The 14,008-nt window shown below is 72.1% G+C and carries 10 protein-coding genes; 8 read left to right on the top strand and 2 right to left on the bottom strand.

The features are described from left to right. Positions 1–89 precede the first annotated feature (89 nt). The 7 genes from ureA (at position 90) to ACZ3KJ_RS11840 (ending at position 10,929) form a co-directional block, all read left to right on the top strand. Positions 90–794 carry an urease subunit gamma gene (gene ureA, locus ACZ3KJ_RS11870; RefSeq protein ID WP_467526381.1) on the top strand — a complete coding sequence of 235 codons (705 nt, stop codon included), beginning with the start codon at positions 90–92 and terminating at the stop codon, positions 792–794. Then, complete coding sequence (locus tag ACZ3KJ_RS11865; RefSeq protein ID WP_467526380.1) at positions 791–2,500, top strand: urease subunit alpha; 1,710 nt, start codon at positions 791–793, stop codon at positions 2,498–2,500. The genes ureA and ACZ3KJ_RS11865 overlap by 4 nt, the downstream gene beginning before the upstream one ends. 9 nt (positions 2,501–2,509) lie before the next feature. Beyond that, complete coding sequence (locus ACZ3KJ_RS11860; RefSeq protein ID WP_467526379.1) at positions 2,510–3,544, top strand: agmatine deiminase family protein; 1,035 nt, start codon at positions 2,510–2,512, stop codon at positions 3,542–3,544. A 9-nt stretch (positions 3,545–3,553) separates the two neighbouring features. Next, positions 3,554–4,153 carry a TetR/AcrR family transcriptional regulator gene (locus ACZ3KJ_RS11855; protein WP_467526378.1) on the top strand — a complete coding sequence of 200 codons (600 nt, stop codon included), beginning with the start codon at positions 3,554–3,556 and terminating at the stop codon, positions 4,151–4,153. A gap of 335 nt (positions 4,154–4,488) precedes the next feature. Then, positions 4,489–6,099, top strand: a complete 1,611-nt coding sequence (gene cimA, locus ACZ3KJ_RS11850; RefSeq protein ID WP_467526377.1) for a citramalate synthase — start codon at positions 4,489–4,491, stop codon at positions 6,097–6,099. 418 nt (positions 6,100–6,517) lie between these two features. Continuing rightward, the gene (locus ACZ3KJ_RS11845) at positions 6,518–9,538 is read left to right on the top strand and encodes a glycoside hydrolase family 3 N-terminal domain-containing protein (protein ID WP_467526376.1); all 3,021 of its coding nucleotides are present in this window, start codon (positions 6,518–6,520) and stop codon (positions 9,536–9,538) included. Positions 9,539–9,582: 44 nt separating this feature from the next. Further along, positions 9,583–10,929 (top strand): hypothetical protein, encoded by a 1,347-nt coding sequence (locus ACZ3KJ_RS11840; protein ID WP_467526375.1) that lies wholly within the window; start codon positions 9,583–9,585, stop codon positions 10,927–10,929. A gap of 89 nt (positions 10,930–11,018) precedes the next feature. Here ACZ3KJ_RS11840 and ACZ3KJ_RS11835 read toward each other — a convergent pair whose 3' ends face one another. Beyond that, entirely contained in the window at positions 11,019–11,645 is a 627-nt protein-coding gene (locus tag ACZ3KJ_RS11835; protein WP_467526374.1) for a hypothetical protein, read from the bottom strand. Between the two features lie 211 nt (positions 11,646–11,856). Continuing rightward, the gene (locus tag ACZ3KJ_RS11830) at positions 11,857–12,483 is read right to left on the bottom strand and encodes a YceI family protein (protein ID WP_467526373.1); all 627 of its coding nucleotides are present in this window, start codon (positions 12,481–12,483) and stop codon (positions 11,857–11,859) included. Between the two features lie 383 nt (positions 12,484–12,866). On the opposite strand from ACZ3KJ_RS11830, the gene ACZ3KJ_RS11825 reads away from it, so the two are divergent. Then, a partial coding sequence (locus ACZ3KJ_RS11825) for an acyl-CoA carboxylase subunit beta (RefSeq protein ID WP_467526372.1) occupies positions 12,867–14,008 on the top strand: 1,142 nt, incomplete at its 3' end.

Raw genomic sequence — 14,008 nt, 5'->3', positions numbered from 1 at the left:
GTGCATGGTGGTCGGCTCAGGCTTCTGCAACCTTCCCCTTGCCGTTAGAGTGCTGCTCTAAAGTGTGGGAAGGCAAGGAGGTCCCCGGCGTGAGACTGACCCCCACGGAACGTGACCGGCTGCTGCTCTTCGGCGCCGCCGAGCTGGCCCGCGCGCGCCGCGCCCGCGGGCTGCGGCTCAACGTGCCCGAGGCGACCGCGCTGATCGCGGACACCGTCTGCGAGGCCGCCCGTGACGGCGCCCGGCTCGCCGAGGCGATCGAGCGCGCCCGGTCGGTCCTCGGCCCGGACGACGTGCTGCCGGGTGTCGCCGACGTCGTCACCGAGGTGCACGTCGAGGCCGTCTTCGACGACGGTTCACGGCTCGCGGTGGTCTCCGAGCCCCTCGGCGGCGGGCTCGGCCCCGAAGCCCCCGGCGCGCTGCTGCCGGGCCCCGGGCACACCGAGCCCGAGCCGGCCGTGCGGCTCACCGTCACCAACACCGCCGGCGTGCCCGTCTCCGTCACCTCCCACTTCCACTTCTTCGAGGCCAACCCGCGCCTGGACTTCGTCCGCGAGCGGGCCTACGGGATGCGGCTCGCGGTCCCCGCCGGCTCCTCGGTGCGGTTCGGGCCGGGGGAGACGCACGAGGTCGGACTGGTGCCGATCGGCGGCGACCGGATCGCGGTCGGCTTCGCCGGACTGGTCGACGGGCCGCTGGACGCGCCCGGCGCGAAGGAAGAGGCCCTGCGCCGGGCCGCCGCCTGCGGCTACCTCGGCGTACCGGGAACGACGGACGAGGAGGACGGACGATGAGCCGCCCCGGAGGACACCCCGCCGAGAACCGCCGCCTCACCCCGTACGAGTACGCCGCCACGCACGGCCCGCGCGCGGGCGACCGCGTCCGCCTCGGCGACTCGGGGCTGGTGATCCGCGTCGAGTCCGACTCCCAGCGCCCCGGCGACGAGTTCCTGGCCGGCTTCGGCAAGACCGCCCGCGACGGACTGCACCTCAAGGCCGCCGCCGTGCGCGACACCTGCGACGTCGTGATCAGCAACGTCGTCGTGATCGACGCCGTGCAGGGCATCCGCAAGGTGTCCATCGGGATCCGCGAGGGCCGGATCCACGCGATCGGGCGGGCCGGCAACCCCGACACCCTCGACGGCGTCGACGTCGTCGTCGGCACGGGCACCTCGATCGTCTCCGGCGAAGGGCTGATCGCCACCGCCGGTGCCGTCGACACGCACGTCCACCTGCTGTCGCCGCGGATCATGGAGGCCTCGCTGGCCTCCGGCGTGACCACGGTCATCGGGCAGGAGTTCGGGCCGGTGTGGGGCGTCGGCGTCAACTCGCCCTGGGCGCTGAAGCACGCGTTCGACGCCTTCGACGCCTGGCCGGTCAACATCGGCTTCCTCGGCCGGGGTTCGTCCTCGCACGAGGCACCCCTCGTCGAGGCGCTCGCCGAGGGCGGCGCGTCCGGCTTCAAGGTGCACGAGGACATGGGCGCCCACACCCGGGCGCTGGACACGGCCCTGCGCGTCGCCGAGGAGCACGACGTCCAGGTCGCGCTGCACAGCGACGGGCTGAACGAGTGCCTCTCCGTCGAGGACACCCTGCGGGTGCTGGAGGGCCGCACCGTCCACGCCTTCCACATCGAGGGCTGCGGCGGCGGACACGTGCCCAACGTCCTGAAGATGGCCGGCGTCCCGAACGTCATCGGCTCCTCCACCAACCCCACCCTCCCCTTCGGCCGGGACGCCGTCGCCGAGCACTACGGCATGATCGTCTCCGTCCACGACCTCAAGCCCGACCTGCCCGGCGACGCCGCCATGGCCCGCGACCGCATCCGCGCCGGGACCATGGGCGCCGAGGACGTCCTGCACGACCTGGGCGCCATCGGCATCACCTCCTCCGACGCGCAGGGCATGGGCCGCGCCGGCGAGACGGTCCGCCGCACGTTCGCGATGGCCGGGAAGATGAAGGCCGAGCTCGGCGCGCCCGAGGAGCACGACAACGAGCGCGTCCTGCGGTACATGGCCAAGCTGACCATCAACCCCGCCATCGCCCACGGCCTCGCGCACGAGGTCGGCTCGATCGAGACCGGCAAGCTCGCCGACATCGTGCTGTGGCGCCCGGAGTACTTCGGCGCCAAGCCGCAGCTCGTACTGAAGGCCGGCTTCCCGGCGTACGGCGTGGTCGGCGACCCGAACGCGGCGACGGACACCTGTGAACCCCTGGTCCTCGGGCCGCAGTTCGGGGCCTACGGCGCCACCCCCGCCGACCTCTCGGTCGCCTTCGTCGCGCGCGCCGCCCTCGACCAGGGCCATGACTCGATGCCGACCCGCCGCCGCCGGGTCGCCGTCCGCGGCACCCGCGGCATCGGCCCGGCCGACCTGCGCCTGAACTCCCGCACCGGAGCCGTCGACGTCGACCAGCGCACCGGTCTGGTCACCCTCGACGGCGAGCCGCTGCGTTCCGAACCGGCCGAGTCCGTCTCCCTCAACCGCCTCTACTTCCTCTGAGGACCCGTCATGTCTGCTGCCGCCGACGGCTTCCGCATGCCCGCCGAGTGGGCCCCGCACGAGCGCACCTGGATGGCGTGGCCGTCCCCCAACCCCACCTTCGACGACCCCGCGGACCTCGCCGCCGCGCGGAGCGCCTGGGCGTCCGTCGCCCGGGCGGTCCGGCGCTTCGAGCCGGTCACGGTGGTGTGCGGCCCCGGGCAGTCGTCCGCGGCGCGGACCCTGCTGGGACCCGGCGTCGACACCGTCGAGCGGGAGCTCGACGACGCCTGGATGCGCGACATCGGCCCCACGTTCCTGACGAACGGCCGGGAACTCGCCGCCGTCGACTGGACGTTCAACGGCTGGGGCGCCCAGCACTGGGCCCGCTGGGACCACGACGCGAAGATCGCCGCGTCCGTCGCGGACCTCGCCGGCGCCCGGACGTACGCCTCGAAGCTGGTCAACGAGGGCGGCGCGATCCACGTGGACGGCGAGGGAACGGTCCTGCTGACGGAGACGGTCCAGCTCGGCCCCGAGCGCAACCCGGACTGGTCCCGCGAACGGGTCGAGGCCGAGATCCACGCCCACCTCGGCACCCGCAAGGCCGTCTGGCTGCCGCGCGGCCTCACCGGCGACTACCCTCCCCACGGCTACGGCACCCTCGGCCACGTCGACATCGTCGCCGCCTTCGCCCGCCCCGGCCTGGTCGTCGCCCACCACCAGCCGGACCCGGCCCACCCCGACCACGAGGTGACGAAGGAGGTCATCGGCCTGCTGCGGTCCAGCACGGACGCCCGGGGCCGCCGTCTGGAGGTCGTCGAGGTACCCGCCCCGACCGCCTTGGAGGCCGACGGCCACTGGGCCGACTACTCCTACATCAACCACTACCTCTGCAACGGCGGGGTCGTGCTGTGCGGCTTCGACGACCCGCGCGACGAGACCGCGGCCGGCATCTTCCGGCGGCTGTTCCCCGAGCGCACGGTGACGCTGGTGGACGCCCGTACGATCTTCTCGGGCGGCGGTGGCATCCACTGCATCACCCAGCAGCAGCCGAAGATCTAGGAGCCGCAGATGGCCGGTGGGCGCAGGCAGGCGCCGCCGCGCGAGGACGTCCTCGCCGCCGCCATGGAGATGATCGCCGAACGCGGGCTGGAGAAGCTCACCATGGCGGCGCTCGGCCGCGAGGTCGGCATGAGCAGCGGCCACCTCCTCTACTACTTCCGCTCCAAGGACGAACTCCTGCTGCGCACCCTGGAGTGGAGCGAGGGCCGGCTGGGCGCCGAGCGCAGCCGGCTGCTGGCCCGCGGGGGACCGGCCCGTGAACGCCTCGACGCCTACGTCGACCTGTACGTCCCCGACGGCCACCGCGATCCGCACTGGACCCTGTGGCTGGAGGTCTGGAACCGCTCGAAGAACGCCGACGACGACGCCCGGGACCGGCAGGCCGCCATCGAGGGGGCCTGGCACCGCGACCTGGTGGCGCTGATCGCCGAGGGGACCTCGCGCGGGGAGTTCCGCCCGGTCGACCCCGACCGGGTCGCCACCCGGCTGCGCGCCCTCCTCGACGGCTTCTCCATCCATGTGGCGATCGGCCTGCGCGGCACGGACCGGGACCAGGTCCTCGGCCACGTGCGGGAGTTCGTGGAGCGGACGCTCCTCACGGACGCCTGAGCCGGGGCCGTACGGGGCGGTGCCGGGACACCGCACCGCCCGCATCCTGAGACACTCCGTGGCTACGGGGGCGGCTTGTGCAACACTGCCGCCGTGCTCTCGTTCGCCATGATTATTGGCAGCAGGCGCGCCGGTCCGCAGTGACCGCCATGTACGACCAGGTACGGGCGGCCACCGTCGTCCTCGACCCGCGCGCAGACCTCTCGCACCCGCGAGAGGTTTTTCGTTTTCCTGGCCCACCTTCAGCCGGGAGCGAGAGCGTGAGGGACCATGGGGGGATGGTGGAGCCGGTCATTCCGGTAAGACCGAAGATCCACAACAGGAGCCTTGAGACCATGACCGAGACGGCAACCAGCGAACTCGACGACTCGTTCCACGTCTTCGACACGACCCTGCGGGACGGCGCCCAGCGTGAGGGCATCAACCTCACCGTCTCCGACAAGCTCGCGATCGCACGGCACCTGGACGACTACGGTGTCGGCTTCATCGAGGGCGGCTGGCCGGGCGCCAACCCGCGGGACACCGAGTTCTTCGCCCGTGCGCGCCAGGAGATCGACTTCCGGCACGCCCAGCTCGTCGCCTTCGGCGCCACCCGCCGGGCCGGGGCCAAGGCCGCCGAGGACCCGCAGGTCAAGGCGCTGCTGGACTCGGGCGCCGAGGTCATCACGCTGGTGGCGAAGTCCCACGACCGGCACGTCGAACTCGCCCTGCGCACCACGCTCGACGAGAACCTGGAGATGGTCCGCGACACCGTCTCCTTCCTCCGCGCGCAGGGCCGCCGCGTCTTCGTCGACTGCGAGCACTTCTTCGACGGCTACCGCGCGAACCCGGAGTACGCCAAGTCGGTCGTCCGGGCCGCCTCGGAGGCCGGCGCCGACGTGGTCATCCTCTGCGACACCAACGGCGGCATGCTCCCGGCGCAGATCCAGGCCGTCGTCTCGACCGTCCTCGCGGACACCGGCGCCCGCCTCGGCATCCACGCCCAGGACGACACCGGCTGCGCGGTGGCGAACACGCTGGCCGCCGTGGACGCGGGCGCGACCCACGTCCAGTGCACCGCGAACGGCTACGGCGAGCGGGTCGGCAACGCCAACCTCTTCCCGGTCGTGGCGGCCCTGGAACTGAAGTACGGCAAGAAGGTCCTCCCCGAGGGCAAGCTGCGCGAGACGACCCGCATCTCGCACGCCATCGCCGAGGTCGTGAACCTCACCCCCTCCACGCACCAGCCCTACGTGGGCGTCTCGGCCTTCGCGCACAAGGCGGGCCTGCACGCCTCCGCGATCAAGGTCGACCCGGACCTGTACCAGCACATCGACCCCGAGCTGGTCGGCAACACCATGCGGATGCTCGTGTCCGACATGGCCGGCCGCGCCTCGGTCGAGCTCAAGGGCAAGGAACTCGGCATCGACCTCGGCGGCGACCGCGAGCTGGTCGGCCGGGTCGTGGAGCGCGTCAAGGAGCGCGAGCTCAAGGGCTACACGTACGAAGCGGCCGACGCCAGCTTCGAGCTGCTGCTGCGCACCGAGGTCGAGGGCCGGCCCCTGAAGTACTTCACCGTCGAGTCCTGGCGCGCGATCGTCGAGGACCGCCCCGACGGCACCCACGCCAACGAGGCCACCGTCAAGCTCTGGGCCAAGGGCGAGCGCATCGTCGCCACCGCCGAGGGCAACGGCCCGGTCAACGCCCTCGACCGCGCCCTGCGCGTGGCCCTGGAGAAGATCTACCCCCAGCTCGCCAAGCTCGACCTGGTGGACTACAAGGTCCGCATCCTGGAGGGCGTCCACGGCACCCAGTCCACCACCCGCGTCCTCATCGCCACGACGGACGGCGCCGGCGAGTGGTCCACGGTCGGCGTCGCCGAGAACGTGATCGCAGCCTCCTGGCAGGCCCTGGAGGACGCCTACACGTACGGCCTCCTGAGGGCCGGGGTGACCCCGGCCGAATAGCCCGTCCGGGGGTGCCCCCTCCGGGGCAGTTCGAGGACGAGGCCGCCCCCCCCAGCCCGTCCGGCGTTTGAGGACGAGGCCCGTTCAGGGCCGAACGGGGGTCCGGGGGCAGAGCCCCCGGGGACGATGGGGGTCCCCCCGCTCGAGCGAAGCCGAGAGTGGGGGAGGGAAGGGGCGGCGGGGGCGAACAACCCCCGCCGCCGCCCCTGCCCCGCACATGACCCCGCGTCAGCCACACCGGGCGCCACCCCCGCCCGCCTTCACCAGCCGAACGGACGACGCACCCGATCCGGCCGTCCGCCACCTCTGCACCAGTCCCGACGTGAAGTCTTGACGCCGCCACGCCCCGTCAGTTAACTCACGGCCTGATCTAAGCCATGAGTGATTCAGTGGACTAACGAGTGCCGAGGGAAGGTCCATGCGAAGAACCGCCCTGCTCGCCTCCGCCACCCTGCTCGCAGCCCTGCTCCCCTGGGCGTCCGCCACGGCCGCCGACGACCCCGCTCCCGTCTCCGTCGACCGCTTCGAGGGCGAGGTGCCCTTCGCTGGGCAGCCCGCCGAGTCCATCTTCACCTGGGGCGGCGACGCCGACGACCCGCCCGCCCTCCGGCTGGCCGACCGCGCCGACGCCCCCGAGGGGGACAAGGTCCTCACCGGCACCTACGACATCAGCGGCTACGGGGGTTTCACCCACGACTTCGCCGCGGACCGACCCGCCCACGACTGGTCGGCCCACCGCGGCATCCGCTTCTGGTGGGAGGGCCGCGGCAACGGCGCGAAGATCGCCTTCGAGCTCAAGGACGGCGGCGCCCACGGCGAGGCCTCCGAGCTGTGGACGACGTCGTTCACCGACGACTTCACCGGCTGGAAACAGATCGAGCTCCCGTTCACCGACTTCACCTATCGCACGGACTACCAGCCCGTCGGCGGCATCGACCAGGTCCTGGCCCTCACCGGGATGTGGGGGTACGCCGTCACCCTGCCCGCCGGCGCCAAGGGCGACTTCGCCATGGACGCCGTCGAGCTGTACGGGACGGCCGACCAGTCCCTGCGCGCCTCGGTCACCACCGACGCGGCCGTCTACCCGGTGACGGAGGGCGGCACGGCGAAGGTGAAGGTCACCGTCGCCACCACCGGCGCGGTGCCCGTCGACGAGCCGGTGACGGTGACGTACGAGACCGGCGGCGGCAGCGCCGGCTCCGGCAGCGACTACACGCCGGCCGGCGGCACCCTCACCTTCCCCGCGGGCACGGCCTCCGGCGCCTCCCGGACCATCGAGGTGCCGACGCTGAAGGACCGGACGGGCGAGACCGCCGAGACGATCCCCCTGCGGCTGACCGTCACCGGAGCCAAGGCGCCGGCCGAGAACCCGACCGTGGTCGTGGACGCGCACGGACTGCCGTACCTGGACGAGCGGCTGCCCGTGCGGAAGCGGGTCGCCGACCTGCTCTCCCGGATGACCCTGGCGGAGAAGGCCGGGCAGATGACCCAGGCCGAACGCGGCGCGCTCACCGCCGCCGGTGACATCGCCGCCTACGACCTCGGCTCACTGCTGTCCGGCGGCGGCTCCACACCGACGCCCAACACCCCCGAGGCCTGGGCGCAGATGATCGACTCCTTCCAGTTGCGGGCGCAGGCCACCCGCCTCCAGATCCCGCTGATCTACGGCGTGGACGCGGTGCACGGCCACAACAACCTCGTCGGCGCGACGGTCCTGCCGCACAACATCGGCCTCGGCGCGACCCGCGATGCGGACCTGGTCCGGCGCACCGGCCGGGTGACCGCCGCCGAGACCCGGGCCACCGGTGTCCCGTGGACGTTCGCCCCCTGCCTGTGCGTCGCCCGTGACGAACGCTGGGGCCGTACCTACGAGTCCTTCGGCGAGGACCCGGCGCTCGTGGAGTCGCTGGAGACGGTGATCCAGGGCCTCCAGGGCCGCGCCGACGGAGGCGACCTGGACCGCTCCGACACGGTCCTGGCCACGGCCAAGCACTTCGTCGGCGACGGCGGCACCGCCTACGGCTCCTCCACCACCGGCGGCTACACCCTCGACCAGGGCGTCACCGAGGTCACCCGGCAGGAGCTGGAGGCCGTCCACCTGGCGCCCTACCAGGACGCCGTGGACCGGGGCGTCGGCACGGTCATGCCGTCGTTCTCCTCCCTCGACATCATCGGCGACGACCAGGGGCCGGTGAAGATGCACGCCCGCGCCGACATGATCAACGGTGTGCTCAAGGACCGGATGGGCTTCGAGGGCTTCGTCGTCAGCGACTGGCAGGCCATCGACCAGCTCCCCGGCGACTACGCCTCCGACGTGCGGACGTCCGTCAACGCGGGCCTCGACATGATCATGGTCCCGTACGCCTACAAGACCTTCCACACCACGCTCGTCGACGAGGCCGAGGCCGGCCGGATCAGCGAGCGGCGGATCGACGACGCGGTCTCCCGCATCCTCACCCAGAAGTTCCGGCTCGGCCTGTTCGAGCAGCCGTACGCCGACACGAGCGGCATCGCGGAGATCGGTTCCGCCGCGCACCGGGCCGTGGCCCGCGAGGCGGCCGCCGAGTCCCAGGTGCTGCTGAAGAACGCGGGCGGCGTGCTGCCCCTGAAGAAGTCCCAGAAGGTGTACGTCGCCGGCTCCAACGCCGACGACATCGGCAACCAGACCGGCGGCTGGACCATCACCTGGCAGGGCTCCTCCGGTGACATCACCCCCGGCACGACCGTCCTGGAGGCCATGCGGGCGGCGGACCCCGACCTGACGTACAGCAAGGACGCCTCCGCGCCGACCGCCGGCCACGACGTCGGTGTGGTCGTCGTCGGCGAGACGCCGTACGCCGAGGGCGTCGGCGACGTCGGCAACGGCCACGACCTGGAACTGTCCGCCGCCGACCGGGCCGCCGTCGACACCGTCTGCGCGGCGATGAAGTGCGTGGTGCTGATCGTCTCCGGACGGCCCCAGCTCGTCGGCGACCGGCTGGACGCCGTCGACGCCCTGGTCGCCTCCTGGCTGCCGGGCACGGAGGGCGACGGCGTGGCCGACGTGCTCTACGGCAGGCGGCCCTTCACCGGGCAGCTCCCCGTCACCTGGCCGCGCTCCGAGGCGCAGCTGCCGATCAACGTCGGCGACACCGCGTACGACCCGCAGTTCCCCTACGGGTGGGGTCTGACCACGCTGACCGAGGTGCCGAAGGGCGGCGAGGGGACCCTGCGGACGCTCGCCGTCGCGGCCCGGGCGGCCGAGCGGACCGGCGCCGACAGCGCGGGCCGTGAGCTGGTCACCAAGGCCCGGCTGATCGTCCAGCAGCGGGCCGGCCGGATGACGGCGGCCGTCGCGGGCCCGTTCGCCGACGCCGACCACCTGCTGCTGACGGGACGGTACGGAGAGGCGGTGGGGAAGCTGGCCGAGGCCTATCGGGAAGCACAGAAAGCCCAATAGCACTCATATGCCCTAATTGCTGGCGATTCGGGTAGCTTCGAAGTATGAAGGTCGCACCATCGGCCCGAGCCTTCGCCGGCCTCCTGGCCGCGCTGGCGCTCGCCACGCTGACGCTGCTGTCGGCGGGCGCCCCGCGCGCGGTCGCGGACAGCAGCGTCACGACGATCGCCGAGGCCCTCCGCGAGAGCCCCGTGTACGTCGACCCGGAGGCGTCCGCCCTGCTGTCACGGGCGGACGCCGACGCGCTGCGCAAGACGATCGAGAGCGCCGACAAGCCCGTGTTCGTCGCGGTCCTGCCCGCGGACCAGCCGACCGAGAACCTCTTCACGGACCTGCGCACCGCCACCGGCGTGACCGGCCTGTACGCCGTCCGCCTCGGCGACCGCTTCGACGCCCGCGCCGACTCCGCCGTCCTGCCGAACGCGGCCGTCCGCAACCTGGTCTCCAGTGTGCGGGGCGAGACCGACACCGCCACCCAGCTCGACGCGTTCACCGACCGGGCCCTGGCCAACATGGGCGGCTCGGCCCCGGCGAGCTGGAGCCCGGACGGTGCCGGGATCTCCTCCACCGCGCTGATCACCACCGGCGCGGTCCTGGTGGCCGGCGGCGCCGGCGCGTACACCCTCGTCCGCCGCAACCGCCGGCGGCACGCGGAGGAGCAGCGGGCCGCCCTCGAACGGCTCCGGGTCGTCGTCGACGAGGACATCACCGCGTTCGGCGAGGAACTGGACCGCCTGGACTTCCACCCGGCCGAACCGGGCGCCGACGACGCCATGCGCGCCGACTACGAGCACGCCCTCGACGCCTACGACCGGGCCAAGTCGTCCATGGCCGCCGCGACCAGACCGGAGGACGTGCGCCCGGTCACCGAAGCCCTGGACGACGGCCGGTTCTCCCTGGCCCGGCTCGCCGCGCGCAGGACGGGCGGGGAACTGCCCGAGCGACGGCCGCCCTGCTTCTTCGACCCGCGCCACGGCCCCTCCGTGGCCGACGCCACCTGGACGCCGTCCGGCGGCGCGCCGCGCGAGGTCCCGGTCTGCGCCGCGGACCGGACCCGCCTCGCCGACGGCCTCGACCCGGCGGTCCGCGAGGTCGACACCGACTACGGCCGCCGCCCGTACTGGGAGGCGGGCCCGGCCTACGGCCCCTGGGCGGGCGGCTACTTCGGCGGCGGCGTCCTGCCCGGCCTGCTCGTCGGCACCCTGCTCGGCAGCATGATGGCCACCCCGTCCTACGCCGCCGACTACGGCAGCGGCTACGGCGACTTCGGCGGTGGCTACGAGGGCGGTGACGTCTCCGGCGCGGACTTCGACACCGGGGACTTCGGAGGCTTCGGCGGGTTCGGGGGCGGCGACCTCGGCGGCGGCGGGGACTTCGGGGGAGGCTTCTGACCCGGTCCCCGCGGGAGACCGGCACGGGCCCGGCGCGGGGCGCGCCGGGCCCGTGAACGCCGCAGGACGGGTACGGGACCCGGGCCCCGCTATCCCTTGGCCAGCTCCAGCAGCCTCTCGAAGTCGATGGCTCCCGGATCCCCGTGCGTGTTCTCCGGTACGTGCATGTGCCCGCACACGCCCTTGAAGGCGTTCCAGCGCGCCTTGCTCATCCGCTGCCCGCCGCCGTTGCCGTAGGACTTCGGGTACGCGGGCCACAGGGCCGGGCCGCGCAGGGGGACGTCGTGCTCGGTGTGCATCCAGGTGAGGAAGCGGGCGACGCCGAGCAGGGCCCAGTCGGGGGCCTTGGGCCAGTAGACGTGGGGCCGGTCGCCGGTGCGCCACTTGGTGTGCGTCTCGGGGTCGCAGGTGCCGGCCAGTTCGACCTGGCAGACGTTCAGGGTGTTGGTCTCGACGCCGCCGGGCTTGTTGAGCAGGGCGCGCGAGGAGATGTCGATGTCGAAGTGCTGGTACCACTTCAGCTTCTTGGCCGCGAGGTCGGGCACCGCCGTCAGGTTCGGCGCGGAGGAGCCGCCTCCGTAGCCGGGGAGGGAGGTGCCCTCCGTGGTGTGCAGGACGACGACGTTGACCTCCATGCGGTCGCCTTCGAAGTCGTCCTGGTACCAGTGGCCGCGGTCGGCGCCCGGGTATTTCTGCGGTCCTGTCCTGGTGCTCATGCTGCCTCCTTGCTCGAGCGTCTTCCCTGCCGTCTCAGGGAGACACCCTGGGCAACGAGTGACGGCGGCGAGCGTGGTGGCACGGGGCAGGGGCGCGGGAAGCACGGCCCGGACACGCCGAGCGCCCGCCCTCCTCAGGTCCTGTCGGCCTGGGGGAGTGGAGGGCGGGCGCGCTCCGGAGGGATGGCGTCGGTGGGCCACCGGTGGTGTGTCACGCGTTGCGGACGGCCGAGATGTCGAAGTTCAGCTTGATCTTGTCGGAGACCAGGACGCCGCCCGTCTCCAGCGCCGCGTTCCAGGTCAGTCCCCAGTCGGAGCGCAGGATCTCGGCCCGGCCCTCGAAGCCGACGCGCTCGTTGCCGAACGGGTCCTTCGCGGATCCGTTGAACTCCAGGTCGATGGTGAGCGGCCGGGTGACGCCGAGGATGGTCAGGTCGCCCGTGATCCGGTAGTCGTCGCCGCCGAGGGCCTGCGCCGCGGTGGAGCGGAAGGTCATCGCCGGGAACTCGTCGGTCTTGAAGAAGTCGGCGCTCTTCAGGTGCCCGTCGCGGTCGGCGGACCCGGTGTCGATGCTGTCCATCGTGACGTCGAGCGTGGCGGTCGACCGTGACGGGTCGGTGCCGTCCAGGTGCAGCGTGCCGGTGAAGTCGTTGAACTTGCCCTTGACGTTGGTGACCATCGCGTGCCGGGCGACGAAGCCGAGCGTCGAGTGCGCCGGGTCGATCGTGTACTCGCCGGTGAGCGCGGCGAGCTCCGGGTTCACGGTGGCGACGGCGGTGGCCGTGGCGGACGCGGTGGCGGGGGAGGTCTCGGAGTTCTTGCGGCCGAAGATGCCCATGACGTGCTCCTGGGGGTCGGATCGATGACGGGGCGAATGCTGTTGAATGTTCAACGACTTCAACGAGGTCGACTGTAGACCCATTCCGTTCAACTTTCAACCTCATGCGCAGAGTGATGCGGAGGTCACGGAAGGTCGTCCGTCCGAACCCGACCGCGCAGGCTAAGCTCGTCGCGTCACCCGCGTGGAGGGATCGCCCCCCGGCGAATGTGCGGCGGGTCTCGCCGACCGCTTTTGTGCGGTCTCCACAACCGTGACGCCCTCTGAGCAGTCGGAAAGCCTGCATGCCCCCTTGGATCTGTTCAGGGGCGCCAGGAAAACGCGTCGGACACTGTACGGAGTCGACGTCTCGCTTTCCTTGGTGGGCTTCGTAAGGTCGCTACATGACCGTTTTGGAAGAGACGACGGGTGAGCCGACCACGGAGCCCACGGACGCGCGCGGGCGCGTCGCCGAGCTGCACGAGATCCGTGCGCAGGCGCTGGCCGGGCCGAGCGAGAAGGCGACCCTGGCGCAGCACGCCAAGGGCAAGCTGACCGCCCGTGAGCGGATCGAGCTGCTGCTGGACCCGGGGTCCTTCCAGGAGGTCGAGCAGTTGCGCCGGCACCGGGCGACGGGGTTCGGTCTGGAGGCGAAGAAGCCGTACACCGACGGTGTGATCACCGGTTGGGGCACGGTGGAGGGCCGTACGGTCTTCGTCTACGCCCATGACTTCCGGATCTTCGGCGGGGCGCTGGGCGAGGCCCACGCGACGAAGATCCACAAGATCATGGACATGGCCATCGCGGCGGGTGCTCCGCTGGTGTCGCTGAACGACGGTGCCGGGGCCCGGATCCAGGAGGGTGTCTCCGCGCTCGCGGGTTACGGCGGGATCTTCCAGCGCAACACCAGGGCCTCGGGTGTCATCCCGCAGATCTCGGTGATGCTGGGCCCGTGCGCGGGCGGCGCGGCCTACAGCCCCGCTCTGACCGACTTCGTCTTCATGGTCCGTGAGACCTCGCAGATGTTCATCACCGGGCCCGACGTGGTCAAGGCCGTCACCGGTGAGGAGATCACCCAGAACGGGCTGGGCGGCGCGGACGTGCACGCCGAGACGTCCGGGGTGTGCCACTTCGCCTACGACGACGAGGAGACCTGCATCGCGGAGGTCCGCTACCTGCTGTCGCTGCTGCCGCAGAACAACCGCGAGAACCCCCCGCGCGTGGAGTCGGGCGACCCGGTCGACCGCCGGGGCGAGGTGCTGCTGGACCTGGTCCCGGCGGACGGCAACCGGCCCTACGACATGGCCAAGGTGATCGAGGAGATCGTCGACGACGGGGAGTACCTGGAGGTCCACGAGCGCTGGGCGCGCAACATCATCTGCGCGCTGGCCCGCCTGGACGGACAGGTGGTGGGCATCGTCGCCAACCAGCCGCAGGCGCTGGCCGGCGTGCTGGACATCGAGGCGTCGGAGAAGGCCGCCCGCTTCGTGCAGATGTGCGACGCGTTCAACATCCCGATCCTCACCCTCCTGGACGTGCCCGGCTT

It is taken from the genome of Streptomyces sp. NPDC003248 (assembly GCF_055563235.1).
The sequence above is the reverse complement of the archived record's forward strand: the minus strand, read 5'-3'. Positions and strand labels throughout refer to the sequence as shown.

What these genes read in the sequence shown, in the direction of transcription:
- ACZ3KJ_RS11860 (WP_467526379.1), top strand. Translation starts at nt 2,510, where the DNA reads ATGTCTGCTGCCGCCGACGGCTTCCGCATGCCCGCCGAGTGGGCCCCG.
- ACZ3KJ_RS11830 (WP_467526373.1), bottom strand. Translation starts at nt 12,483, where the DNA reads ATGGGCATCTTCGGCCGCAAGAACTCCGAGACCTCCCCCGCCACCGCG.
- ACZ3KJ_RS11835 (WP_467526374.1), bottom strand. Translation starts at nt 11,645, where the DNA reads ATGAGCACCAGGACAGGACCGCAGAAATACCCGGGCGCCGACCGCGGC.
- ACZ3KJ_RS11865 (WP_467526380.1), top strand. Translation starts at nt 791, where the DNA reads ATGAGCCGCCCCGGAGGACACCCCGCCGAGAACCGCCGCCTCACCCCG.
- ACZ3KJ_RS11855 (WP_467526378.1), top strand. Translation starts at nt 3,554, where the DNA reads ATGGCCGGTGGGCGCAGGCAGGCGCCGCCGCGCGAGGACGTCCTCGCC.
- cimA (WP_467526377.1), top strand. Translation starts at nt 4,489, where the DNA reads ATGACCGAGACGGCAACCAGCGAACTCGACGACTCGTTCCACGTCTTC.
- ACZ3KJ_RS11840 (WP_467526375.1), top strand. Translation starts at nt 9,583, where the DNA reads ATGAAGGTCGCACCATCGGCCCGAGCCTTCGCCGGCCTCCTGGCCGCG.
- ACZ3KJ_RS11845 (WP_467526376.1), top strand. Translation starts at nt 6,518, where the DNA reads ATGCGAAGAACCGCCCTGCTCGCCTCCGCCACCCTGCTCGCAGCCCTG.